Annotated in this window: 28 protein-coding genes and 1 tRNA gene; 16 read left to right on the top strand and 13 right to left on the bottom strand. The window is 73.0% G+C overall.

Annotation, left to right across the window (positions count from 1 at the left end; translation table 11 throughout):
* Nucleotides 1-29: 29 nt before the first annotated feature.
* From CFP66_RS03045 to CFP66_RS03035, 3 genes are read left to right on the top strand one after another with little or no spacing between them, the layout of a single operon-like run.
* The gene (locus tag CFP66_RS03045; RefSeq protein ID WP_094920180.1) at nt 30-485 is read left to right on the top strand and encodes a Mov34/MPN/PAD-1 family protein; all 456 of its coding nucleotides are present in this window, start codon (nt 30-32) and stop codon (nt 483-485) included.
* A 44-nt stretch (nt 486-529) separates the two neighbouring features.
* A complete protein-coding gene (locus tag CFP66_RS03040; RefSeq protein ID WP_094920179.1) occupies nt 530-808 on the top strand; it encodes a MoaD/ThiS family protein in 279 nt (92 codons plus the stop codon).
* Nucleotides 809-863: 55 nt separating this feature from the next.
* Nucleotides 864-1,814: a PLP-dependent cysteine synthase family protein gene (locus CFP66_RS03035; protein WP_094920178.1), complete on the top strand. Its 951-nt coding sequence runs from the start codon at nt 864-866 to the stop codon at nt 1,812-1,814.
* A 10-nt stretch (nt 1,815-1,824) separates the two neighbouring features.
* On the opposite strand, the gene CFP66_RS03030 is transcribed toward CFP66_RS03035, so the two are convergent.
* A complete protein-coding gene (locus CFP66_RS03030) occupies nt 1,825-2,499 on the bottom strand; it encodes a hypothetical protein (RefSeq protein ID WP_233159100.1) in 675 nt (224 codons plus the stop codon).
* Between the two features lie 142 nt (nt 2,500-2,641).
* Here CFP66_RS03030 and CFP66_RS03025 point away from each other — a divergent pair, with 142 nt between their 5' ends.
* Together CFP66_RS03025 and murI are read left to right on the top strand one after the other, a co-directional pair.
* Entirely contained in the window at nt 2,642-3,262 is a 621-nt protein-coding gene (locus tag CFP66_RS03025) for a rhomboid family intramembrane serine protease (RefSeq protein ID WP_198961216.1), read from the top strand.
* Between the two features lie 19 nt (nt 3,263-3,281).
* Nucleotides 3,282-4,106, top strand: a complete 825-nt coding sequence (gene murI, locus CFP66_RS03020) for a glutamate racemase (protein WP_094920176.1) — start codon at nt 3,282-3,284, stop codon at nt 4,104-4,106.
* Between the two features lie 36 nt (nt 4,107-4,142).
* Here the strand turns inward: murI and CFP66_RS03015 are convergent, their stop codons facing one another.
* Nucleotides 4,143-5,105, bottom strand: a complete 963-nt coding sequence (locus tag CFP66_RS03015; protein ID WP_094920175.1) for a hypothetical protein — start codon at nt 5,103-5,105, stop codon at nt 4,143-4,145.
* A 56-nt stretch (nt 5,106-5,161) separates the two neighbouring features.
* The gene (locus CFP66_RS46950; protein ID WP_143517085.1) at nt 5,162-5,680 is read right to left on the bottom strand and encodes a hypothetical protein; all 519 of its coding nucleotides are present in this window, start codon (nt 5,678-5,680) and stop codon (nt 5,162-5,164) included.
* A gap of 424 nt (nt 5,681-6,104) precedes the next feature.
* On the opposite strand from CFP66_RS46950, the gene CFP66_RS03010 reads away from it, so the two are divergent.
* Genes CFP66_RS03010 through CFP66_RS03000 form a run of 3 tightly spaced genes read left to right on the top strand, consistent with a single transcriptional unit; the run spans nt 6,105 to nt 7,661 of the window.
* Nucleotides 6,105-6,467 carry a hypothetical protein gene (locus tag CFP66_RS03010; RefSeq protein ID WP_094920174.1) on the top strand — a complete coding sequence of 121 codons (363 nt, stop codon included), beginning with the start codon at nt 6,105-6,107 and terminating at the stop codon, nt 6,465-6,467.
* Nucleotides 6,460-6,864 (top strand): hypothetical protein, encoded by a 405-nt coding sequence (locus tag CFP66_RS03005; RefSeq protein ID WP_094920173.1) that lies wholly within the window; start codon nt 6,460-6,462, stop codon nt 6,862-6,864. Before CFP66_RS03010 ends, CFP66_RS03005 begins: the two co-directional genes overlap by 8 nt.
* An 8-nt stretch (nt 6,865-6,872) precedes the next feature.
* Nucleotides 6,873-7,661 carry an MBL fold metallo-hydrolase gene (locus CFP66_RS03000; RefSeq protein ID WP_094921455.1) on the top strand — a complete coding sequence of 263 codons (789 nt, stop codon included), beginning with the start codon at nt 6,873-6,875 and terminating at the stop codon, nt 7,659-7,661.
* Here the strand turns inward: CFP66_RS03000 and CFP66_RS02995 are convergent, their stop codons facing one another.
* Entirely contained in the window at nt 7,662-8,153 is a 492-nt protein-coding gene (locus CFP66_RS02995; RefSeq protein ID WP_094920172.1) for a DUF2231 domain-containing protein, read from the bottom strand. It abuts the gene before it with no gap.
* A gap of 60 nt (nt 8,154-8,213) precedes the next feature.
* Here CFP66_RS02995 and rph point away from each other — a divergent pair, with 60 nt between their 5' ends.
* Together rph and rdgB are read left to right on the top strand one after the other, a co-directional pair.
* Nucleotides 8,214-8,963, top strand: coding sequence for a ribonuclease PH (rph, locus tag CFP66_RS02990; protein WP_094920171.1), 750 nt, complete (start codon nt 8,214-8,216; stop codon nt 8,961-8,963).
* A gap of 4 nt (nt 8,964-8,967) precedes the next feature.
* Nucleotides 8,968-9,564, top strand: a complete 597-nt coding sequence (gene rdgB / locus CFP66_RS02985; RefSeq protein WP_094920170.1) for an RdgB/HAM1 family non-canonical purine NTP pyrophosphatase — start codon at nt 8,968-8,970, stop codon at nt 9,562-9,564.
* Nucleotides 9,565-9,802: 238 nt separating this feature from the next.
* Here the strand turns inward: rdgB and CFP66_RS02980 are convergent, their stop codons facing one another.
* Complete coding sequence (locus CFP66_RS02980; protein WP_094920169.1) at nt 9,803-10,198, bottom strand: carboxymuconolactone decarboxylase family protein; 396 nt, start codon at nt 10,196-10,198, stop codon at nt 9,803-9,805.
* Nucleotides 10,199-10,291: 93 nt separating this feature from the next.
* Here CFP66_RS02980 and CFP66_RS02975 point away from each other — a divergent pair, with 93 nt between their 5' ends.
* Complete coding sequence (locus CFP66_RS02975; protein ID WP_094921453.1) at nt 10,292-10,981, top strand: TVP38/TMEM64 family protein; 690 nt, start codon at nt 10,292-10,294, stop codon at nt 10,979-10,981.
* A gap of 5 nt (nt 10,982-10,986) precedes the next feature.
* Here the strand turns inward: CFP66_RS02975 and CFP66_RS02970 are convergent.
* The 7 genes from CFP66_RS02970 to CFP66_RS02940 form a co-directional block, all read right to left on the bottom strand.
* Nucleotides 10,987-11,064 (bottom strand) — tRNA-Leu (locus tag CFP66_RS02970).
* Nucleotides 11,027-11,707 carry an HNH endonuclease gene (locus CFP66_RS02965; protein WP_094920168.1) on the bottom strand — a complete coding sequence of 227 codons (681 nt, stop codon included), beginning with the start codon at nt 11,705-11,707 and terminating at the stop codon, nt 11,027-11,029. Before CFP66_RS02965 ends, CFP66_RS02970 begins: the two co-directional genes overlap by 38 nt.
* A 77-nt stretch (nt 11,708-11,784) precedes the next feature.
* Nucleotides 11,785-14,328, bottom strand: coding sequence for a sugar-binding protein (locus CFP66_RS02960; RefSeq protein ID WP_094920167.1), 2,544 nt, complete (start codon nt 14,326-14,328; stop codon nt 11,785-11,787).
* Between the two features lie 24 nt (nt 14,329-14,352).
* Nucleotides 14,353-15,153 (bottom strand): carbohydrate ABC transporter permease, encoded by an 801-nt coding sequence (locus CFP66_RS02955; RefSeq protein WP_094920166.1) that lies wholly within the window; start codon nt 15,151-15,153, stop codon nt 14,353-14,355.
* Nucleotides 15,150-16,079, bottom strand: a complete 930-nt coding sequence (locus CFP66_RS02950; RefSeq protein WP_094920165.1) for a carbohydrate ABC transporter permease — start codon at nt 16,077-16,079, stop codon at nt 15,150-15,152. Before CFP66_RS02950 ends, CFP66_RS02955 begins: the two co-directional genes overlap by 4 nt.
* Entirely contained in the window at nt 16,072-17,442 is a 1,371-nt protein-coding gene (locus tag CFP66_RS02945; RefSeq protein WP_094920164.1) for an extracellular solute-binding protein, read from the bottom strand. The genes CFP66_RS02950 and CFP66_RS02945 overlap by 8 nt, the downstream gene beginning before the upstream one ends.
* Before the next feature lie 30 nt (nt 17,443-17,472).
* A complete protein-coding gene (locus tag CFP66_RS02940; protein WP_369804948.1) occupies nt 17,473-18,642 on the bottom strand; it encodes a carbohydrate kinase family protein in 1,170 nt (389 codons plus the stop codon).
* A gap of 158 nt (nt 18,643-18,800) precedes the next feature.
* Between CFP66_RS02940 and CFP66_RS02935 the strand changes: the two genes are divergently transcribed.
* The 4 genes from CFP66_RS02935 to CFP66_RS02920 are packed head-to-tail and all read left to right on the top strand — an operon-like array spanning nt 18,801 to nt 21,629.
* Nucleotides 18,801-19,556, top strand: coding sequence for a DeoR/GlpR family DNA-binding transcription regulator (locus CFP66_RS02935; protein WP_094921450.1), 756 nt, complete (start codon nt 18,801-18,803; stop codon nt 19,554-19,556).
* Nucleotides 19,553-20,944, top strand: a complete 1,392-nt coding sequence (locus CFP66_RS02930; protein WP_094921449.1) for a 6-phospho-beta-glucosidase — start codon at nt 19,553-19,555, stop codon at nt 20,942-20,944. The genes CFP66_RS02935 and CFP66_RS02930 overlap by 4 nt, the downstream gene beginning before the upstream one ends.
* A gap of 28 nt (nt 20,945-20,972) precedes the next feature.
* Nucleotides 20,973-21,341 (top strand): type II toxin-antitoxin system Phd/YefM family antitoxin, encoded by a 369-nt coding sequence (locus tag CFP66_RS02925; RefSeq protein WP_369804947.1) that lies wholly within the window; start codon nt 20,973-20,975, stop codon nt 21,339-21,341.
* Nucleotides 21,342-21,629, top strand: a complete 288-nt coding sequence (locus CFP66_RS02920) for a type II toxin-antitoxin system VapC family toxin (protein ID WP_369804946.1) — start codon at nt 21,342-21,344, stop codon at nt 21,627-21,629.
* On the opposite strand, the gene bcp is transcribed toward CFP66_RS02920, so the two are convergent.
* Nucleotides 21,619-22,086, bottom strand: a complete 468-nt coding sequence (gene bcp / locus CFP66_RS02915; RefSeq protein ID WP_094920162.1) for a thioredoxin-dependent thiol peroxidase — start codon at nt 22,084-22,086, stop codon at nt 21,619-21,621. The two genes, CFP66_RS02920 and bcp, sit on opposite strands and share 11 nt — an antisense overlap.
* A 118-nt stretch (nt 22,087-22,204) precedes the next feature.
* Here bcp and CFP66_RS02910 point away from each other — a divergent pair, with 118 nt between their 5' ends.
* Nucleotides 22,205-22,426 carry a DUF3618 domain-containing protein gene (locus CFP66_RS02910; RefSeq protein ID WP_094921445.1) on the top strand — a complete coding sequence of 74 codons (222 nt, stop codon included), beginning with the start codon at nt 22,205-22,207 and terminating at the stop codon, nt 22,424-22,426.
* The last annotated feature ends 27 nt before the right edge of the window (nt 22,427-22,453 follow it).

The following is a 22,453-nucleotide window of genomic DNA, read 5'->3' as shown; positions in this document are numbered from 1 at the left end:
CGGGCGGCCACGGCACGTACCCTGGACGTGTGCTGGTGATCCGAGCCGATCTCGTGGACGAGATCGTGGCCCACGCCCGCCGGGACCACCCGGACGAGGCGTGCGGCGTCATCGCCGGACCCGAGGGATCCGACCGCCCCGAGCGGTTCATCCCCATGCTCAACGCCGCCCGCTCGCCCACGTTCTACGAGTTCGACTCGGGCGACCTGCTGCGGCTCTACCGCGACATGGACTCCCGCGACGAGGTGCCCGTGGTGATCTACCACTCGCACACCGCCACGGAGGCCTACCCGTCGCGCACCGACATCTCCTACGCCTCCGAACCCGAGGCGCACTACGTGCTCGTGTCGACGCGCGAGCCCGCCACCCACGAGTTCCGGTCGTTCCGGATCGTGGACGGTGTCGTCACCGAGGAAGACGTCGAGGTCGTGGAGAGTTACATGTTCTCGCACACCGGGGCCGATGACGTCCCGGACCACGCCTGACGTCGTCTCCGACACCGCCACGACCGAACACCTGGAGCATCCGCATGGCCGTCACCGTGTCCATCCCCACCATCCTGCGCACCCACACCGGCGGTGAGAAGTCCGTCGAGGCGAAGGGCAGCACCGTCGCCGAGGTGATCGACGACCTGGAGGCCCGCCACGGCGGCATCGCCGGTCGCCTGGTCAACAACGGCAACCTGCACCGCTTCGTCAACATCTACGTCGACGACGAGGACGTGCGCTTCGCCGGTGGCCTCGAGGCGCCGGTGGGCGAGAACTCCACCGTGACGATCCTGCCGGCCGTCGCCGGCGGCATGCGCTGATCCGGGACGGGCCGGGCTCGTCCCGGCCCACCCCGGGCCCGTCACAGGAGGCGTCATGGCTCGGTACGACTCCCTGCTGCAGGCCGTCGGCGACACCCCGCTGGTCGGCCTGCCGTCGCTCTCACCCGCCCCGCACGTGCGGCTGTGGGCGAAGCTGGAGGACCGCAACCCCACCGGATCCATCAAGGACCGCCCCGCGCTCGCGATGATCGAGAAGGCCGAGGCGGACGGCGTGCTCACGCCCGGCTGCACCGTGCTCGAGCCCACCTCGGGCAACACCGGCATCTCGCTGGCGATGGCCTGCAAGCTCAAGGGCTACTCGTTGGTCTGCGTGATGCCGGAGAACACCTCGCTCGAGCGGCGCCAGCTGCTGGAGATGTACGGCGCGCGGATCATCTCCTCGCCCGCGGCGGGCGGCTCCAACCAGGCCGTGGCGATGGCCAAGGAGCTGGCCGCGGAGCACCCGGACTGGGTGATGCTCTACCAGTACGGCAACCCCGCCAACGCGGAGGCGCACTACCGCGGCACCGGACCGGAGATCCTGCGGGACATGCCGACGATCACCCACTTCGTCGCGGGCCTGGGCACCACCGGCACGCTCGTGGGCACCGGCCGCTACCTGCGCGAGCACAAGCCGGACGTGCAGATCATCGCCGCCGAGCCGCGCTACGGCGAGCTGGTCTACGGCCTGCGCAACCTCGACGAGGGCTTCGTCCCGGAGCTGTACGACCCGGACGTGCTCACGGCGCGCTACTCCGTCGGCTCCCACGACGCCCTGCGCCGCACCCGCCAGCTCGTGGAGCAGGAGGGCATCTTCGCCGGCATCTCCAGCGGCGGCATCCTGCACGCGGCGCTTGCGGTCGCGGAGAAGGCCGCGGGGTCGGGGGAGAGTGCCGACATCGTGATCATCATCGCGGATGCCGGCTGGAAGTACCTGTCCACCGGTGCCTACTCCGGCGAGCTGGACGACGCCGCCGAGGGCATCGAGGGGCACCTCTGGGCGTGAAGCGCCGTCGTCAGTCGAGCGGTGCGCAGGTCGCGGGATCGACCTGCACCCGCGGGTCGTCGCGCGTCACGTCCTGCAGGGGCTCGGTCGCGGCCGGGTGGGCCACCCCGCCTGCGACGGCGTAGGTCACCACCGCACCGTCGTAGCGGGTCGTCCCGTCGCCGGACGCGGCGTCGTCGAGACGGGCCTGCACGTCGCGCAGCTGTCGCCCCGGCGTGCCGGGCACGCATCCGTACGCGCCGATGGCCGACACCCCGCCGCCCTCGTAGAGCCACCACGGGGCCCCGTCCTCGGTGGTGACGGCGTGCAGGCGCCCGTCGTCGAGGCTCCACACCTCGAAGGTGGTGGTGTTGGCGCCGAGGGACCTCGCGAGGATCAGCTCGTCGCGCCCGTCGCCGTTGACGTCCACGACGAACGGGACGATCAGCGGCAGGGTCTCGTCGCCGCTCACCTGCGCATCGACGAACTCATCGGCCAGACCGACGCGCAGCAGCTGTGTGCCCGGCGCGACCTGCTGCAAGGTCACCGGGTTCGCCGCGCCGTCCCCGTCGACGTCGGCGTCGGCGCTGACGACGTCAGGCTCCTGAGCCGCCCCGACGCCCGGCGCGGCCAGGAGGGCCGCGCCGACCAGGCCTACCGCCGAGAGGACGCGAGCCGCGCGTCCTGCGGTTGTCGTGCGTGTCATGACGGACCCCCCGATCTGCCGTCGGACCGCGCCGCGGCCCTCGGGTGGAGGACGCCGGTGCCCCGGCTCACGGTTGGTCGGAAGTGGCGTCGCTCACACTCCTGCATCGCCTCCGGCCGTTCTCCTGCGTAGCCTCGAAGGCATGGTCGCCCCCGCGCCTGTGCCCCGCCCGTCGATGGCCCGCGTGCTGCCCCGCGCCCCGCTGCGGTCCGTGCTGTTCATGCTCCTGTTCACGGCCGCGCTCTACGTGATCGAGGCGGTCGACACCGTCAGCGGTCAGCAGATCCAGGAGAACGGCATCGAGCCGCTCGAGCTCGACGGGCTCGACGGCGTGCTGTGGGCGCCGTTGCTGCACGACGACTGGGCGCACCTGATCGCCAACACGGTGCCGTTCCTGGTGTTCGGGTTCTTGGCGCTGGCGGGCGGGTTCCGCCAGTTCGCCATGGTGACGGCCCTGATCTGGGTGCTCGGAGGCCTGGGTGTGTGGCTCACCGGTGGCTACGACGGCGGCGTCCACATCGGGGCGTCGGGGCTGATCTTCGGCTGGCTGGTGTTCCTGCTGACGCGCGGGTTCTTCGCCCGCAGCGGGCTGCAGATCCTGCTGGCCGTGGGCCTGTTCTTCGTCTGGGGCGGCATCCTGTTCGGCGTGCTTCCCGGTCAGCCCGGGGTGTCCTGGCAGGCGCACCTGTTCGGGGCGCTGACCGGGTTGCTGGCCGCGCGGTTGGTGGCCGGGGCCGACCGGCGCACGGGTCGGGCCGCGTAGGGGTCCTTAGGATCGGGGGGTGGCCCCCGACCCCGATGCCCCGATCGGCATCTTCGACTCGGGCGTCGGCGGCCTCACCGTCGCCCGCGCGGTGATCGACCAGCTGCCTGCGGAGCAGGTCGTCTACGTCGGGGACACCTCGCACGGCCCGTACGGGCCGCTGAAGATCGCCGACGTGCGGCGCCACGCCCTCGCGGTCGGCGACGCGCTGATGGAGCAGGGGATCAAGGCCCTGGTCGTGGCGTGCAACACCGCGACGGCGGCTTGCCTGCCCGACATCCGCGAGCGCTACCCGGTGCCCGTCGTGGAGGTGCTGCGGCCCGCCGTGCGCCGGGCCGTGGCCACCACCCGCAGCGGGCGGGTCGGGGTGATCGGCACCAGCGCCACGATCGCCTCCGGCGCCTACCAGGACGCCTTCGCCGCCGCCGCCGGCGTGGAGGTCACGGCCGCGGCGTGCCCGCGCTTCGTCGACTTCGTCGAGCGCGGAATGACCAGCGGCCGCCAGGTGCTCGGGCTCGCGCAGAGCTACCTGGCGCCGCTGCAGCAGGCCCGCGTCGACACCCTGGTGCTCGGCTGCACGCACTACCCGCTGCTCGCCGGGGTGCTGCAGATCGTGGCGGGCCCGGACGTCACGCTCGTCTCCAGCGCAGACGAGACGGCCAAGGACCTCGTGCGCGTCCTGATGGAGCACGACCTCGCCCGCGACCCGACCGGCTCGCCGCCCCCGCCGCACCGCTTCCTCGCCACCGGGGACCCGGAGCCGTTCCGCCGCTTGGGCCGCCGGTTCCTGGGGCCGGAGATCGGCGCGGTGGCAGGCCTCCCGGCCCCCGCGGCGAGCCCATGACCCAACCGCTGATCATGGGCTCGCCGGCCGGCGCACTCAGATCCTGATCACACCGTCGGCGGTCGGTGGACGCTGGAGGATCTCCGGTGCGCGGAGGTCCTCGGCGAGGAAGATGCCGAGGTCGCGCAAGCCGCCCGCGAGCCTTCCCAACTCGTCGATCGGTTCGTCGACCCGTTCGTAGCGCCTGCCGTCCAGAGTAAAAGTGATCTTGATGAGAGGACGGTTGTCGGGTTCCTCGATCGTGATGCTGACTTCCGTTGCTCCTTCACGTCTCGCAGCCTGTGCCTCGGAAAGGGTGTAGGGCAGGTAGCGGGAAACAGCGGACGTGGCGTCGACCTGCGGAGCGTCCCAGGCTCTGTCCCGAATATCGATGCTGTCGCGCCTCAGGGCTGTGCGAGCGTGCGGGTGGCCTGCCTCGAGGAGGAACATCTCGTGGTCGGCGTGGAAGTCCCACGGGCGCTTGGCCGCCCGCCGGATGCACACGGCGGCTGCGCCCTCGGTCTCCGCGACGCACGTGATCGAGCCAGGCCCAAGTGCCCAGGACCCCCGGTCCTCGCCCAGTTGATCGGTGTTGACGGATGCCTCCCACTGGAACCCGTCGAGGCGTGGTGTGTACGCCCACCGTCTCTCGCCGACCACGCGGACGGCCCTGGGCATCGCGAAGCGCGATCGCTTGCGGCGAGCTGTGTCGGGGATCTCGGCGGGATCGGTGGGTGTCGCGTGCCATTCCGCGGCTGACGACCGGGTGATGCGGACAACCGGGCCGTCCGGAAGGTCGCGCACCCAGGCCGAGGAGTCGTCTACGACGATCTCGCGCGGTGGCCAACTCCACGCCTTCGGCGGCTCGAGATGGTTCCAGGAGATCTCGCCAAGCACGTTCCCGTGCTCGCTGAGCGCAACGGCGAAGGGTTGGACCTCATCGACTACGAGGTAGGTTTCATTCTGCCTGCCCACCAGCGCAGGTCGGAAATACCGCGGCTGATCTTCGCGCGACTCCACTTCCCTGATACTACGCAGTCTCGTGACACTGCGCACTCCACGCGTCGATGGGGTGGTCATGCTCGGTGAATGATGCATCCTCCCCAGTCGCTACTTCCATCGGACGAGCGCGTGAAAAGTGTGTACGTCAACCGTCGCTCGTCGTCGACGATCGCTGTTGCATACTCGCCTTCACGGTACTCCAATACGAACCGCGACCGTCCGTCACCTTGCGGATTTCGTTCGCCACTGGCGATCGTCCGGCGCCAACACGTCAGGAACTGATCCGCAGTTTCCGCGCTGATCGGATGCCCGGTTCCGGTGCCCGCTGTGTCTGGATCGGCGATGTGCACCACGCCGGACATCTCGTCGCCGCAGTAGAGGCGGAATTCTCGATCGGTCGAATCGAAAATGCTCAGCGGGCCTGCGGAGGGTGGGCCCTCGACGAGTGCCTCTGTCCAGCCCTCGCCGACGTAGTCGGCTTCCGTGTCGATGAATGCCTCGAGGCACTGCAGGGGGCTTGGGCTGGAAGGGGGTGGCTTTGCTGAGGCTTCTGCTGTCGCCGCGAAGACACAGACTGTCGTAGCGGCGATCACGGAAGCTATACGGTGTCGCATTCGGGCTCCCTCCCGTGAACGCACGGTAACTGGTCATCGAAGCGGAGTCACTGAACCGAGGTGAAACGTTTGCACCTGTTAACGGTTCGACGGGTTCGAGTGGGTCTCGGCGCTCGGACGGCGGTCGTTGCAGGGCAGGTGCCCGAAGGTTCGCTGCTCGCGCGGGTGTCCCTGCGGGAAAGGCCCGGCCCTGAGCGGCTGTGCCGGGCGCATGATCGAGACTTCGGCGCGTTCGCGGGCGCAATCCACCCGGGAACGCGCCGAAGTTCTGATCATGGCTTCGCCGGCCGGCGCTCGCTGCCGACGAACGGCACGTTCGTCGGCTAGGTAGCAACGAAAGTGCCGTTCGTTGCGTCGGCGGGCGGGCGGCGCGGCGCCCGCCGCCCTCCGGTAGCGTCGCGGCGTGATCGGCGCTCTCGTCGTCGTTGTACTCGTCGCGCTGGTGGCGCTCGCGGTCTACGGCGTGGTCCTCACCGTGCTGGGCCGCGCGCCGGACGTGTGGACCAAGCGGGCGGTCGGGGTCGCGGTCGCGCTGCTCGTGGTGCAGGCCGCCATCGCCGCCGTACAGGTGTTCGCCGGCACGGCGCTGCCCGAGACCAGCACGTTCCTCATCTACCTGGTCGTGTCGGTGTGCGTGCTGCCGATCGCCACGCAGTTCGCCACCGCCGAGCCGACGCGGTGGGGTGGGGCCGTGGTCGCGGTCGGGGCGATCGCCACCGCCGTCGCCGTCTGGCGGCTCGACGGACTGTGGGTGCCCGGTGGCTGAGCCCGGCCGCGCCACCTCCTCCGGGCCGGGGCGGGTGCTGATCGCCGTCTACGGGGTGTTCGCGCTGTCGGCCACCGCGCGGGCCGGCGTGCAGATCGCCACCCGGTTCGGGGAGGCGCCGCTGGCGTACCTGCTCTCGGCGCTCGCCGGCGTCGTCTACATCCTCGCCACGATCGGGCTGGCCGGCCACGGGCCCGGGGCGCGGCGGCTGGCGTGGGCCGCGGTCGGGTTCGAGCTGGTCGGGGTGCTGGTCGTCGGCACGCTCACCGTGTTCGACCAGGGTGACTTCCCGGACGACACCGTCTGGTCGATCTACGGGCGCGGGTACGGGTTCATCCCGCTGGTGCTGCCGCTGATCGGGCTCTGGTGGCTGCGGCACACGCGCCGCCCGCGTTAGCGTTGCGCATGCGGCTGATCGTGCTGGGGTGCTCGGGCAGCGGGCCGGGGCCGGGTTCCCCGGCGTCGGGCTACCTCGTCGAGGCCGGGGGAGCGCGGCTCGTGCTCGACCTGGGCAACGGCACGCTCGGGGCGCTGCAGCGCCACCTCGACCCGTGGGACCTCGACGCCGTCGCCTTCTCCCACCTGCACCCCGACCACTGCGCCGACTTCGCGGCGCTCGTGGTGCACCGCCGCTACCACCCGCGCCCGCCGCACGACCCCACGGCGCGCCCGCTCCCGGTGCACGCCCCCGCCGAGGCGCCCGACCGCTTCGCCGCGGCCTACGCACCCTCGGCCGCCGAGCGCGCCGAGACCGACCTCACCGACGTCTTCACCTTCCACCCCCTCACCGACGGCGGCAGCGCCGCGGTGGCCGGCGTGCGGCTCACCGCCCGCCGCGTCGACCACCCCTGCGAGGCCTACGCGCTGCGCGTCGAGGCGGGCGGGCGCAGCCTCGTCTACAGCGGCGACACCGGGCCGTGCGCGGGGCTCGTCGAGCTGGCCCGCGGCGCCGACGTGCTGCTGTGCGAGGCCACCTGGCCGCACCTGGTGCCCGGAACGGACCGCGAGCAGCCGCCCGGCGTGCACCTGTCCGGCCGGCAGGCGGGCGAGCACGCCACGGCCGCCGGCGTCGGCAGGCTGCTGCTCACGCACGTGCCGGCGTGGTTCTCCGGCGACGACCTGCTGGTCGAGGCGAAGGCGGCCTTCGACGGGCCGGTGGAGCTGGTGGCGCCGGACGCCGCCTACGACGTCTGACTACTGCCCGATCCCCTGCCACACGACGACCGATCCGGCGTGCCCCACCCACACCACGACGGCCGTGACCGCGAGACCCGCCAGCGCGGCGAGCACCGAGAGCCCGGTCGCGACCCGGGCGCGGGTGGCCGTCGTCGTCCGGGCGTGCAGCCCTGCCTCGGCGCGGGCCGTCGCCAGCTCGGTGAGCACGGCTCCCGCCAGCAGCAGGAGGAAGATCAGCGCCACCGGCAGCACCCACGAGGCGCGCTGCGCGTGGACGTCGATCAGCGGGTTGTGGCCGCCCAGCGCCGTCCAGAGCTGGGTGCCGGTGGTGGTCGCCATCGGCACCGCCGCCACCCCGGCCAGTGCCACGAGCAGCACCGGCACCCCGAGCGCGCGGCGCCAGGACCGGCGGACCGCGATCACGACGGCGCCCAGCGCGGCCAGCGGCAGCAGCACGACCACCGCGTGCACGACGAGGGGGTGCAGCGGGATGCCGTCGATGACCCACATGTCCTGTTCAACGTCGCACCGCGGCGCTCGGTTCAATCGACCGGGTCATAGGGTGGCCGCGTGACACGCGCAGACGGCAGGACCGACGACGAGCTCCGCCCGGTGACGATCACCCGAGGCTTCCAGAAGCACCCGGCGGGCTCGGTGCTCGTCGAGTTCGGGGACACGAAGGTGCTGTGTGCGGCCAGCGTCACCGAGGGCGTGCCGCGCTGGCGCAAGGGCTCCGGGCTGGGGTGGGTCACCGCGGAGTACGCGATGCTGCCCTCGGCCACGAACACCCGCAACGACCGCGAGTCGGTGAAGGGTCGCGTCGGCGGCCGCACCCAGGAGATCAGCAGGCTGGTCGGCCGCTCGCTGCGGGCGTGCATCGACCTCGCCGCGCTCGGTGAGAACACCATCGCCCTGGACTGCGACGTCCTGCAGGCCGACGGCGGCACCCGCACCGCCGCGATCACCGGCGCCTACGTGGCGCTGGCCGACGCCGTCACCTGGCTGGGCGCCCACGGCGCGCTCGCCGACCCGAAGCCGCTGTCGTGCCAGATCGCGGCCGTCAGCGTCGGGGTCGTGGACGGGCGCGTGCGCCTCGACCTGCCCTACGAGGAGGACTCCCGCGCCGAGGTGGACGCCAACATCGTCGCGACCAACACCGGCACCCTCGTGGAGGTGCAGGGCACGGGCGAGGGCGCCACGTACACCCGCAGCACCCTCGACGCGATGCTCGACGTGGCGCTCGCCGGCATCCGGAAGCTGGCCGACCTGCAGGCCGAGGCGCTGGCGGCGCCCTACCCGCGCGACCTGCCGGGGCGGTAGCGGGATGGCTCTGAAGGTCCTGCTGGCCACCCGCAACGCGGGCAAGCTCGCCGAGCTGCAGCGGATGCTCACGGACGGCCCCGTCGAGGTGCTCGGTCTCGCCGACGTGCCCGAGTTCCCGGAGGCCCCGGAGACCGGAGCCACGTTCGCCGAGAACGCCCTCGCCAAGGCGCGCGACGCCGCGGCGGCGACGGGCCTCCCGTCGGTGGCCGACGACTCGGGCCTCGCCGTCGACGCGCTCAACGGGATGCCCGGTGTGCTGTCGGCGCGCTGGTGCGGCCGCCACGGCGACGACGTCGCCAACCTCGAGCTGCTCCTCGGCCAGGTCGCGGACGTGCCGGACGAGCGCCGCGGCGCCGCGTTCGTGTGCGCCGCAGCGCTGGTGGTGCCCGGCGGCCGGGAAACCGTGGTGCACGGCGAGTGGACGGGCCGGATCGTGCGCGCCCCCCGCGGGACGAACGGCTTCGGCTACGACCCGATCTTCGTGCCGGACGGCGAGGAGCGCACCTCGGCGGAACTGGAACCGGCGGAGAAGGACAAGGCCTCCCACCGCGGCCTGGCCATGCGCGCCCTGACCCCGCACCTGCACGCCCTGACCTGACCGGCGCCCACCCAGCTGTTGCGGGGTGCAGGTCACGACACACGTACCCCCAGAGCGCGACACGCATGCGCTCAGACCCCGACTCGCGGGGAAGGGGGCCGCCCCCCTTCCGCGAGTCGGGGCCCCAGTCGCGCGAGTCGGGGTCCCGGTCGCGCGAGTCGCGGTTTCGGTCGCGCGAGTCGGGGTTTCAGTGCGCGGATGTTGCGCTCTGGGTGCGCCTGCGACGAGGGCCGGCGGGTCAGGTCGGGTCGGGTTCGGCCAGGACGCGGCGGGCCACGGCGAACGCGGAGTTGGCGGCGGGGACGCCGCAGTAGATCGCGCTCTGCAGCAGTACCTCCACGATCTCCTCGCGGGACAGGCCGTTGCGCAGGGCCGCGCGCAGGTGCAACTCCAGCTCGGCGAGGTGCCCGTGCGCGACGAGCGCGGTGAGCGTGATCGCGCTGCGCATCCGCCGGTCCAGGCCGGGGCGGGTCCAGATGCCGCCCCACGCGTAGCGGGTGATCATCTCCTGGAACTCGGCCGTGATCGCGTCGGCGCGCTCGAGGGCGGCGTCGACGTGGTCCGGCCCGAGCACCTCGCGGCGGACGGCGAGGCCGTCGGGATCGAGGTCGAGGGTGCGCTGCTGATCGGTCACGCGGGCACCGTAGCCGCCGCGCAGGTGAACATCCGGTGGCGAGCGCCACCCTTCGCGCCGGGCCGGGGGCCCACGTTCGGTACCGTCGGTCGGGTGAGATGGGGACGGATCGCCGCGGCCGTGGGTGTGCTCGCGGTCGCCGTCCTCGCGGTGCTCCTGTTCCGCAGCGGCACGGGTCTCCCCGACATCCGGGCGGCCGTGCAGACCGCGGGCCTGTGGGCGCCCTTGCTGTTCGTGCTGCTGCAGGGCGCGGTCACGGTGGCGCCCGTGCCGCGCACCGTGTTCACCGTGGCTGCCGGGGTGCTGTTCGGCGGGATCGGCGGCGTGCTGCTCGCGGTGGCCGGCACCGCCCTGGCCGCTGCCGTCGCCTTCTGGCTGGCCCGCTGCGTGGGCGGGCGGTTCGCGCGCAAGCACTCCGACCACCGCCTCATGACGTGGGTGCGGGCCCGGCTGGATCGCAGCGGCCTGCTCGCGATGATCTCGCTGCGTCTGATCCCGGCCGTGCCGTTCTCCGCGATGAACTACGCCTCGGCGCTCTCGGGCGTGCGGTTCGCGCCGTACCTGATCGGCACCGTGCTGGGCGTCCTGCCCGGCACGATCGGCGTCGTCATCCTGGGCGACGCGGCGGTGGGGGGCAACCCGCACCCGGCGATGCTGCTGGTGTCGGTGTGCTCGGGGGCGATCGGGCTCACCGGGGCGCTGATTGCCGCCCGCAGGCCGGCGCCGGTGGTGCCGCTCCCCGTCGTCGCCGACGTGGAGCCGGGGGACGAGCGGGCCGCGTAGAGCTGTGGTGCCGGCGGCGGGATTCGAACCCGCACTGACGACCACCTAAAGATCGTGCCTCCTGCCAGTTGGGCTACGCCGGCTTACTCCTCTGCCACACCACGTGTCCGTGATGGCATGGCAGTTCGGGCATAGGATACGGAGGTTCTCCAGGCGGTTGTCGGTGTGGTCGCCGTTGACGTGGTCGAGACAGAGCGGAAGCCGCGATCCCCGCCATTCGGAGAGTCCGCAGTCCTCGCAATGAGCGGGCTTGATGCCTGCTGCGATGAGTCTTTCCCGTATCCATCCCGACCTCGTGGTGGATCCTTTGACCAGCAGCTCGTCAAGCGGCGTCACCCGCGAGGACGGACGCCGAAGGCCCCTGGCCCAGCTCTGGCCCATGAAGTGCGAGGTGTCGAGGTCGAGCCGCCGGATGTGGGCGACCACGTAGCGGAACATCCCGCCGCTCGTGCTGTAGCCCAACCGCCGGAGCACGCCGTGGACCGTCCGTTCGAGCTTGACCGCCTCGATGAGGTCTTCATCGCGGAACCGCCGAGACGAGCGCGGTGAGCCGGTGCCCGCACGGGGGAGGTGGGAGGCGTCGATGCCGAGGCGACGGATGTGCGCCCTCAGAACGTCGTACTTGCCGGGAGTGATGCCGAGTCGGGTGTGGACCTCCTTGAGATTCTTGCTCGCCGCTACCGCGGCGATGAGCTGCTCGTCGGTCCAACTCCGCGGGCGGGGCACGAGAGGAACGCTATCGAACGCCCGTTCGCATCCAGCCGTGAAGATCGCGAGTTGTCCACAGGAGGGACAGGCGGGCCTCAGGTCAGCGGCGCCTGCGAGGAGAGCGTGCCTCCTCCCGCCGTCCAGGCCGCCACCGCTCGCGCGCCGGCACCGAGAGGGCGGGTGACGGGGACGGTCAGCGTGTGCTCGCCCGCCCCGTCGACCGTGGCGCGCAGCTCGCCCGCCGTGCCGGCGTCGTCGCGCAGGAACACCGCGATCTCGCCGCCTCCGGTGCTGGTCGCGGTCACCTCGACGGCGTCGGCGGCGGGGCGGGCGCCGGTGAGCCAACCACTCGCGTCTGCGGGGGCGCCCGGGCCCCCGGACAGCGGCACGCCGATCGCCGCCGCCTGCTCGATGCTCTGCGGTGACGCCGCGCTGCGCAGCGCCTCGCTCGGCACGACGGGCTCGCGCACCTGCTCGGAGCCGGTCGGGGCGTAGCCGGGCAGCAGCGCGCGGCCCCAGCGATAGGGGTCGCCCTGCACGCCCTGCCAGGTGGACCAGCCGATGCGGGTCTGGCCGGTCCGGTCCTGGGTGTCGGAGTCGTAGACGAGCAGGTTCAGGCCCAGCCGCTCGGGGTCGACGGGGGCCGGGAGCTCGGCGAGCGGGATGGCCGTCTCCACGGTGTAGCCGGTGGCGGTCGCGGTGGCGGCCACCGGGAAGGGCGCGGGTCCCTGCTCGTTGTCGGCGTCCCGCGCCGCGCACGGCGGGCCCTCCACGGTCGAGGGCAGCACGGCCAGCTTCATCGTCGTGGCGGTGTTCTCGCTGGTCCCGGTCGGGTCGAGGGCGATCTCGACGCTGTCGGTGCGCCAGTGCCGCTTGCAGTCCGACGCGGCGAGCACCGCGCCGCGGGTGTCGTCGCGGACCTCCACGAGCACGGTGAGCACGTCGCCGGAGCGGGACAGCCGGGCGGTGGCGGAGCAGTCGTCGGGAGACGTGCAGTCGTCACCCTCCCAGCGGCGGGAGAGGTCCAGCACCGGGCCCGGGTACTCGCCGGGGCCTGCGGTCCCGTCGACGACCGGCGGGGCCTCCACGGCGGGCACCGACGTGGCGGGCACCAGCTCCAGCGACGGCTCCACGGTCGATCGCACGCCGTCGGCGGTGGTGACGGTGAGCCCGTAGGCGTGGTCGCCACCGGCGTCCGAGGTGGCCATGGTGGGATCGGTGTTGGTGATGAGGAACGGCACGGTCGTCGACGCACCCGGCGCCAGCTCGGCGTAGGGCTTGGCGGGGGCGTCGGCGGCGAATCCGGCCGGCAACGCCAGCTCCACGGTGCCGGCGTGCGGCTGCCCGGAGCGGTTGGTCACCGTCATCGCCACCTCGCGGCTGCCCCCGCTGGGCAGTGTGAGCACCGGGTCGACGGTGTCGCGCAACGCGAACGCGCCGGCCCACGCGGCGAACTCGGCGACCTGGGGGAGCGGCTCCTGATCCACCCGCACGGTTGGCGCCACAGCGACCTGCTCGACGGTGTGCCCCGTCGGGGTGGTGGCGGTCAGCCATGCCCCGGTCCCCGGGGCCGCGTCGGCGGGCGGGGTCACGGTGAACATCGCGCCGTCGCCGGTCACAGTCCATCCGGCAGGTCCGGCGAGCGCGGCCGCGCCGTCCGAGTGGACCGTCACCGGGAACGGGACCCCCGCGCTGACCTCGGACGGCACCTCGATCTCCAGGCGCTCGGCCCGCGCGGCCGCGTCCGGGATCGCGGTGGGGCCCGCTGCCGGGTGGGCCACCCGGGAGTCGATCAGCGTGAATCGGTCGCAGGCGAGCTGGGCCGGGTCGGTGGGGACGTCCGGGAAGACCGCCCAGCCCTGGGACGCGTAGGCGCGCTGCGCGTCGCGTTCCACGGCGGCCCAGGTGCGCCCGTCCGGGGCGGTGGCGCCGCCCCAGACGCCGAAGGCACCCGGGGTCGCGGAGACGGCCGCGGCGCAGTCGGCGCCCGTCGGGGCGTCGCCCGCGGCGCCGGAGCGCAGGACCATGGCCGGGGCGAACGGCGCCGGCCCCCCGGCCTCGAGCTGCTCCGGGAACGCCGCCGGGTCGGCCGCCGCCGCGTACGCCTCGACGGCCAGGCGGGCGGCCTGCTGGTGGTTGCCGTGGTTCCCGGGCGAGGGGGCCGGGTTCATCGTGAGCAGCACGTCGGGGCGGGTCGTGCGCACCAACCGCACGATCCGCTCCAGGGTGTCGCGCTCGTCCCACACCTGCTGGGTGAGCGGGGCGGACACCGTGTAGAAGAAGTCGACCTCGTCGAGGTTGAACACGTCGGTGACGCCCGCGAGCCCGACGGCGCGCCGTTCCTCGTCCTCGCGCAGCAGCCCGAGCGCCGGGCCCTCCTCGGGGCCGACCGCGTTGCCGCCGCCCTCGCCCCGGGTGATCGTGACGACGCCCGAGCGGTACCCGGCCTGCGTCCACCGGCCGAGCGTGGACAGCGTGCCCGCCTCGTCGTCCGGGTGTGCGCCGATGAACAGGACGTCGAGGTCGACCGGGTCACCGGCCGACGTGGTCTCCGGCGGCGGGTCGGCGGGTGCCGGTGCCGTGCAGGCCGCGAGCAGGCAGGTGGCCAGCACCGCGGCCGCGAGCGTGGTGGTGCGCATCGTTGCTCCCCCGAGTCGGAACACTCACTCCCGCACCGCGCCCTCCAACATCCCGCGGATGAAGTGCCGCTGCAGGAACAGGTAGACCACCACCACCGGCACCGCGACGATCACCGCGCCCGCCGCCAGCAGAGTGAAGCCCGACGTGTGCTGGCCCTGGAAGAACGCCAGCCCGAGCGGCGCGGTGCGCAGGTCCCCGTCGGTGGCCATGACCAGCGGGATGAGGAACTCGTTCCACGTCCACATGAAGGTCAGCACCACCATCGTGACGATGGCGGGCCGTCCCGGCGGCACCAGGATCTGCCACAGGATGCGCCACGAGCCGGCCCCGTCGAGCCGGCCGGCCTCGATCAGCGACTGCGGGCGGGAGCGGAAGTAGGCCCGCATCCAGAACGTGCCGAACGCGAGCGACTGCGCCACCTGCGGCAGGGCGATGGCCCAGAAGGTGTTGGTGAGCCCGAAGGTGCGCAGGTCGAAGTACAGCGGGACGACGATCACCTCGGTGGGCACCATCAGGCCCAGCAGGAACAGCGGGAACAGCACGCCCGCGGCCGGCACGCGCATCGTGCCGAACGCGTACCCCGCCAGCACCGACAGCACCCCGGCGACGACCACCACGAACGTCGACACGCCCACGCTCGTGAGCATCGAGGACCCGAACCGCCCCTGCTCCCACGCCGCGGGGAAGTTGGCGAGCCCACCCGGCCCACCCGAGTCGTCGGGGCCGAGCGCGCCGGCCAGGATCGTGAGGACCGGCCACAGCGCGAACGTCGCGAAGAGCAGGAGGATCGCGTAGTTGGCGGCGCGCTCGGTGCGGGAGATCACCGGCGCTCCCCGATCCGCGCGACCGCCAGGTTGATCACGAAGATGAGCACCGTGAGCGTGACGCCGACGGCCGCCGCAGAGCCCACCTCGCCGAGCCGGAACGCCCGGTTGTAGACCTCGAACGACGGCACGGACGTGCGGTTGCCCGGCCCGCCGCCGGTCGTGATGTAGATCAGGTCGAAGGTCTTGAGCGCGGCGATGACGGTGAGCGTGAGCGCGACGGCGAGCTCGGCGCGGATCGAGGGCAGGGTGATCGCGAAGAACTCCCGCACCGGCCCGGCGCCGTCGAGGCGCGCCGCCTCGTAGAGCTGGTCGGGGATGCGGCTCATCCCGGCCATCAGCAGCACGGTGACCAGCCCGGTCTGCACCCACGTGCCGATCACCCCGACGGCCGGCAGCGCGAAGGTGGTGTCGCCGAGCCAGGCCCGCGTCAGCCCGCCGAGCCCGACGAGGTCGAGCAGGCCGTTGACCGAGCCGTCGGGGGCGTAGAGCTGCCGCCAGGCGACGCCGACCACGACCATGGCGACCACCTGCGGCAGGAACACGACCGTGCGGAAGAACGGCAGGCCGCGCACCCGCGCGCGGGTGAGCACGGCGGCGAGCACCAGGCCGATCGCCGCGGGCAGGAGCGCGAAGAACACGATGAGCACGAGCGCGTGCCCGAACGCGGCGCGCAGGCCGGCGTCGGTGAGGACCTCGACGTAGTTGCCCAGGCCCACGAACGTGGCCAGCGAGAGCCCGTCCCAGTCGTAGAGCGACAGGTGCACGGCGCGCCCGAGCGGGTAGAGCACGAACGCCGCGTAGACGGCGAGCGCGGGCGCCACGTAGGCCAGTGCGTGCCACGGGGACGGGCCCAGCCGCCCGTCCGCCGCGGGGGCGGCCGGTGGCGCGGGCCGGTCCCGTGCGGCGAGGCGGGTATCAGCCATTCGCGTCGACGAAGGCCGCGTAGTCGGCCTCCACCGTGCTCAGGAACGCCTCGGGCGGCTGCTCGCCGGCGATCAGGTCCTGCAGCGCCGCACCCATGGTGTCGCCCATCGTCGGCGTCGCGTAGTCGAGGTAGGGCAGCAGCTGCCCGTTCTCGGCCACCTGCGCGAACGCGGCGAACACGTCCGCGGACAGGCCGGCGGGCGGGGTCTGCGCCGCGGTGTCGGCGACGGGCAGGTTGCCGGTCTCGGTGAGCACGGTCATCGCGTCGGCGTTGGTGATGAAGTCGAGGTACGCGGCGGCGGCGTCGGGCGCGTCGCTGCCGCTGGTGATCGAGAACGGCAGGCCGGTGCCGCCGGTGGCCGACACCGGGCGGCCCGCGGGCGGCGGGGGCGGCATGAACCGCACGTTCTGGCCCATGGCGGCCTCGAGGTCGGGCGCGTACCAGGAGCCGCCGATGAGGAAGGGCGACTCGCCGCGGGAGAACGCCTGCCAGGCCTGGTTGTCGTCGATGCCGTTGACGCCCTCGGGGAAGTAGCCCGCCTGCGCCCACTCGGCGACCTTCTGCGCGGCCTGCGTGTTCTCGGGGGTGGCCCAGGACGCGCCCTCGCGCCCGAATGCGAGGTCGGTGACCTGGTCGGCGGGTACGAGCTGGTCCTGCACGGTGCCGAACACGTGCAGCGCGGGCCAGCCCTCGACGTTGCCCAGCTGCACGGGCGTGGTGCCGGCCGCCTTCGCGGTGGCGAGCGCGGCCTCGAACTCCTCCCACGTGGTGGGCACCGCGATGCCGAGTTGTTGCAGCTCCGCCGGGTTGTAGTAGACGCCGACGACCTCGCCGACCTGCGGCAGCCCGTACATCCCGCCCTCGCCGAACACCTTGCCGTCGGGCGTGTAGCTCACGTACTGGCGCACCGATTCCGGGTAGCGCTGGTCCCAGCCGTAGACCTGCGCCCACGGCTGCAGCGGCAGCAGTTGCCCGGCGGCGACGAACGCGCCCATGTCGGCGCGGCCGTTGTTGGCCTGCACGACGTCGGGCGCGTCGTTGCTGGTGATCGCCAGCCGCAGCGTGGTGGCCAGGTCGTCGAACGAGCGCGACTCCCGCTCGATGGTGATGTTCGGGTAGCGCTGCTGGAACGCGGTGTTGAGCCGCTCCATCTGCTCGTTCTGCCCGCCGCGGACCTCCTGGTCCCACACGGTGAGCGTGACGGGGCCGAGCGCGGCGATGTCCGTCTGCACCGCGCGGTCCGTGGGGGGCGGTGCGGCGGCGTTCTCGGAGCCGGGGGTGCAGCCCGCCGCCAGGAGCGCGCCGAGAAGCGTGGCGACGACGGCGGGCGCGCGGCGGATCCGTGGCGGTCGGCTGGCCATCGAGGGCTCCTCAGGTGCTCAGGGTTGTGCTCAGGGGGTCGTGTTGGTGGGGCGTGCGACGTCGGAGTGGCGCGCGATCGTGGCGGCGGCCCGCCGCACCCCGCAGACGTGTGTGCGCGGCACGAGGTCCTCGATGAACCCGTAGCGCCGGCTCAGGTCGACGGCGACGGCGTGCCCGGCGTCGGCGCGGGCGCGGGTGCGTCGCCACCAGTCGCCGATGTCGCCCCAGCCGGGCGCGGCGAGCGAGCCTCCGAACTCGTGCACGGCGAGCGCGGCGGACACCCCGGCGAACAGCAGCCGGTGTTCCAGCGGCCAGCCCGCGATGGTGCCGAGCACCAGTCCGGCGCCGAAGACGTCGCCCGCCCCGGTCGGGTCGAGGGCGTCGACCGGGAGCGCCGGGACCGTCGCGGTCTCACCGGTCACCGCGTCGATCGCGATCGCGCCGTCCCCGCCGAGGGTGACGACGGCGAGCGGGACGTGCTCGGCCAGCGCCTTCAGCGCGGTGTGGGGGCTGTCGGTGCGGGTGTAGCGCATGGCCTCGACGGCGTTGGGCATGAACGCGTCGCAGCCGGCGAGCGTGCGCAACAGCTGCGGGTCCCACGCCCCGGTGGGGTCCCAGCCCGCGTCGGCGAACACCAGCGCGCCCTCCCGGCGCGACCGGGCCACCCAGGCCGGCAGGACGGGGTCGGCCGCGCCCTCGCCGATGCTGGTGATCACGGCGCGGGAGCGTGGCGGCACGCCGACCAGCTCGTCGCCGCCGATCGGCAGGTCGTGGCCGTGGGTGACCATGCTCCGGTCGCGCTGCACGGCCATCGAGACGGTGACGGGGGAGTGCCACTGCGCGAAGCGCCGCGACCGGGAGAGGTCGACGCGTTCCTGGTCGGCGAGGGTCTGCCAGCAGAAGTCGGCGTAGACGTCGTCGCCGAAGCCCGCGGCGAGGCTGGTGTTCAGCCCGAGCCGGGACGCGGCGATCGCGAGGTTCGCGATCCCGCCCGGGCAGGACGCCATGCCCGACGCCCACACCTCGGTGCCCGCGGCGGGCGCGGTCGGCAGCCCGGTGAAGACGATGTCGAGGAACACGGTGCCGGACATGAAGATGTCGACCGGTGGCGACCCGTCGCCGCGCAGCTCGGCGAGCGGATCCCACAACACCGGCTCGTGCGGTGTCTCCACGTTCGTGCTGTTGCTCGTGCTGGTCACCGCTTGCGCTACCTCGTCCTCCTGCTCGCGTCCCGCCCGGGATAGTGCCGGGTCGGCTGCGCGGATGGCAACAGTAGGTGCACGACTTTGCGCAGATGTGACGGGATGTGCTCGCCGGCACCTGTTCGCGTGCGCACTGCTGCGTTACCGTGGGCGCCGTGCTTCCGGCGAGCCGTCACGGGGAGATCCTCCGCCTGGTGCGGTCCTCCGGGATCGTGTCGGTCGAGGCGCTGGCCACGAACCTCGGGGTGAGCCCGTCCACCATCCGGCGGGACCTGCAGTCGCTGGACGCCGAGGGCGCGCTGCGGCGGGTCCGTGGTGGGGCCGGGTGCGTGGCCGACGACGACCCGGTCCCGTTCGCGCAGGTGGCCACCGTAGCCGCCGACGACAAGGAGCGGGTGGCGCGCGCCGCGGCCGGACTCGTGGCCGACGGCGAGGTGGTGCTGCTCGACATCGGCACGACCACCGCGCGGCTCGCCCGGATGCTGCGCGGGCGGCGGATCACGGTGATCACGAGCAGCCTGGCGGTCGTCGACGAGCTGCGTGACGACGCGTGCGTGGAGCTGCTCGTCCTCGGCGGGATCCTGCGGCGCAACTACCTCTCGCTCGTCGGGTTGCTCACCGAGCAGGCGCTGCGCGAGGTGCGGGCGCACCGGCTGTTCCTCGGCACGAGCGGCATCTCCCGCGACGGGCAGGTGCGCGACTCCACGCTCGTCGAGGTCCCGGTGAAGCGCGCGATGATCGAGGCCGCCGAGCAGACCGTCGTGGTGGCCGACCGTGGCAAGTTCCCCGGCACCGGGCTGCTCCCGGTGTGCGGGCCGGAGGAGGTCGACGTGATCATCACCAATGAGGGAGCCGACGCGGGCACGCTCGCGGCGTGCGCGGCGTCCGGCACGGAGATCCGGTACGCGTGAAGCTCACGATCCTCGGCGGTGGCGGATTCCGGGTGCCGCTGGTCTACCGGGCTCTGGCGAGCGGGTCGCCGATCACGGAGGTCGTGCTGCACGACGTCTCGGCCCAGCGGCTGGACGCCATCCGGGCGGTGCTGCGCCAGCTCGCGGCCGCGCCGCCGGTGCGCACCACCACCGACCTGGACGACGCCCTCGCGGGCGCGCGGTTCGTGTTCTCCGCCGTCCGGGTGGACGGGCTCGCCGGCCGCACGGTGGACGAGCGGGTGGCGCTCTCGTGCGGGGTGCTCGGCCAGGAGACCACAGGCCCGGGCGGGATCGCGTTCGGCCTGCGCACGGTGCCGGTGGCGTTGCGCATCGCCGAGCGGGTGGCCGCCGTGGCGCCGGACGCCTGGGTCATCAACTTCACCAACCCGGCGGGGATGATCACCGAGGCGATGCAGCGCGTGCTGGGCGAGCGCGTGATCGGGATCTGTGACTCCCCGGTCGGGCTCGCGCACCGGGCCTCGCGGGCGCTGTCGGGCCTCGGGATGCCCACGACCGCGGATCCGGTGGTCGAGTACGTGGGGCTCAACCACCTGGGGTGGCTGCGCGGGCTGCGGGTGGACGGGGTGGACCGGCTTCCCGACCTGCTCGCCGACGACGCCGCGCTGGCGTCGATCGAGGAGGCGCGCCTGGTGGGGCCCGACTGGGTGCGCGCGATCGGGGCGCTGCCCAACGAGTACCTCTACTACTTCTACCGCACCCGGGATGCCGTCGCGGCCATCGACGCGGCGGCGAGCACCCGTGGCGAGTACCTGCTCGACCAGCAGGACCGGTTCTACGCCGACACCTCGGCCGACCCGGACCGTGCGCTGGAGCGCTGGGTGCGCGTGCACGCCGAGCGCGACGCGAGCTACATGGCCGAGAGCCGCGAGGCCAGCGGGGCCGGTGAGCGTGCGGTCGAGGACCTCGCCGCGGGCGGCTACCAGCAGGTGGCCCTCGACCTGATGGATGCGCTGTCCGGCGGCGCTAGCCTTACCCACCCCGCCGGCTCCGCAAGCTCCGCCGGCTTCCATCCCCCAAGCCGCACCATGATCCTCGACGTCCGCAACGGCACCGCGGTGGCGGGTCTGCCGCCGGACGCCGTCGTGGAGGTGCCCTGCCTCGTCGGTGCGCACGGCGTCACGCCGCTGGCCACCGCCCCGCTGCCGCTCGCGATGCTGGGCCTGCTGCAGCAGGTCAAGGCCGTCGAGCAGGACACGATCGAGGCGGCGGTCACCGGCTCCGAGGCGCTGGCGCTGCGGGCGTTCGCCCAACACCCGCTCGTCGACTCGGTGAGCGTGGCGCAGGAGCTGCTGCGGGGGTACCGGGCGCGGCTGCCGGGGGTGGCGGCGGTGTTCGGCGGATCCTGAACACCTGATCCAGATAATCTGATCTCTCATGAAGGAGATGTCCGCCTCCGAGGCGGCGCGCAACTTCTCCGCCGTGCTGGACGCAACGGAGAAGGGCGAGACGATCGTGGTCACCCGGTCCGGACGGCGGGTCGCGCTGATCGCACCGGCCCCGCGGGCGAACGGGGCGGCACTGTCGGACGTGCTGGACCGCTGGCGCGGTCACCCCGCCCTCGACGATCCTTCGCTGCGCAGGTCACCGCCGCCCGCAGCGCGGCGTCCGAGGAGCTGGACGTCGACCCGTGGCGCGACTGATCCTCGACACCGGCGTGCTCGTCGCCGGTGCTCGGGGCGGAGGCGCCCTCGGCGCGCTCGCAGGCACCGACGACGTGGGTCTCCCGGCCATCGCGGTGACTGAGTGCCTCGCCGGCACACTGCTCGACGCGGCCCCGGGTCGAGCGGCGGCGCAGCGTGCGTTCCTCGACGAGTACTGCAGGTCGTCCCGGTGCTCGACTACGACGAGGGGGTCGCCGAGCACCACGCCGCGCTGCTTGCCCACACACGCAGGAGCGGCGAGCCGCGGGGTGCCCACGACCTGATCCTCGCCGCCACCGCGCGCAGCGCAGGTCGCACGATCGTCACCACTGACGCTCGTGCCGGGTTCGGCGAGCTTCCCGGCGTCGAGGTGCGGATCGTCAGACCTTGAGGTCCCTGCGCAGCTTCGCCACGTGGCCGGTGGCGCGCACGTTGTAGAGCGCCTGCTCGATCTTCCCGTCGGCGTCCACCAGGAACGTGGAGCGGATGACGCCGGTGACGGTCTTGCCGTACATCTGCTTCTCCCCGAAGGCGCCCCACGCGGTGAGCACCTCCTTGTCCACGTCGGAGAGCAGGGGGAACGTCAGCCCCTCGGCGTCACGGAACTTCGCGAGCTTCTCCGGCTTGTCGGGTGAGACGCCGATGACGTCCAGGCCGGCGTCGCCCAGGTCGGCGAGGTTGTCGCGGAAGTCGCAGGCCTGCTTGGTGCAGCCGGGGGTGCTCGCGGCCGGGTAGAAGTAGACGATCACCCGGCGTCCGCGGTGGTCCGCGAGCGACACGCGCTTGCCGTCGGCGTCGGTGAGGGTGAAGTCGGGAGCGGTGTCGCCGGGAGCCAGGCGGGTGGTCATGCACCGATCCTGGCACTCGGTGCGGGACGCGCCGACGGCCGGGCCGCCGCCCGGGCTCGCGCTGATCTACGGTGGCACCCTCGTCGTGACACAGTCGACCGCAAATCCAGGAGGCGTCGTGCCCCGCGACCCGGACAGCATCCAGCGCGAGATCGAGCAGGCCAGGGACGCGCTCGCGGACAGCCTCGACGCCCTCTCCGAGCGCGCCCACCCCAAGCACCTCGTGGACGCGGGCAAGGAGAGCGTGGCGGTCCGGATGGCGGACCCGAGGGTCCGCTACGGCCTCATGGCGCTCGGCGCGCTGCTGGCGATCGCCTTCATCCGCCGCCTCTTCCGCTGACCGCTCGCAACGAACGGCACTCTCGTC

The sequence above is a fragment of the Pseudonocardia sp. MH-G8 genome, assembly GCF_002262885.1.
GTDB lineage: Bacteria > Actinomycetota > Actinomycetes > Mycobacteriales > Pseudonocardiaceae > Pseudonocardia.
This window is presented reverse-complemented; position numbering and strand designations above follow the sequence as displayed.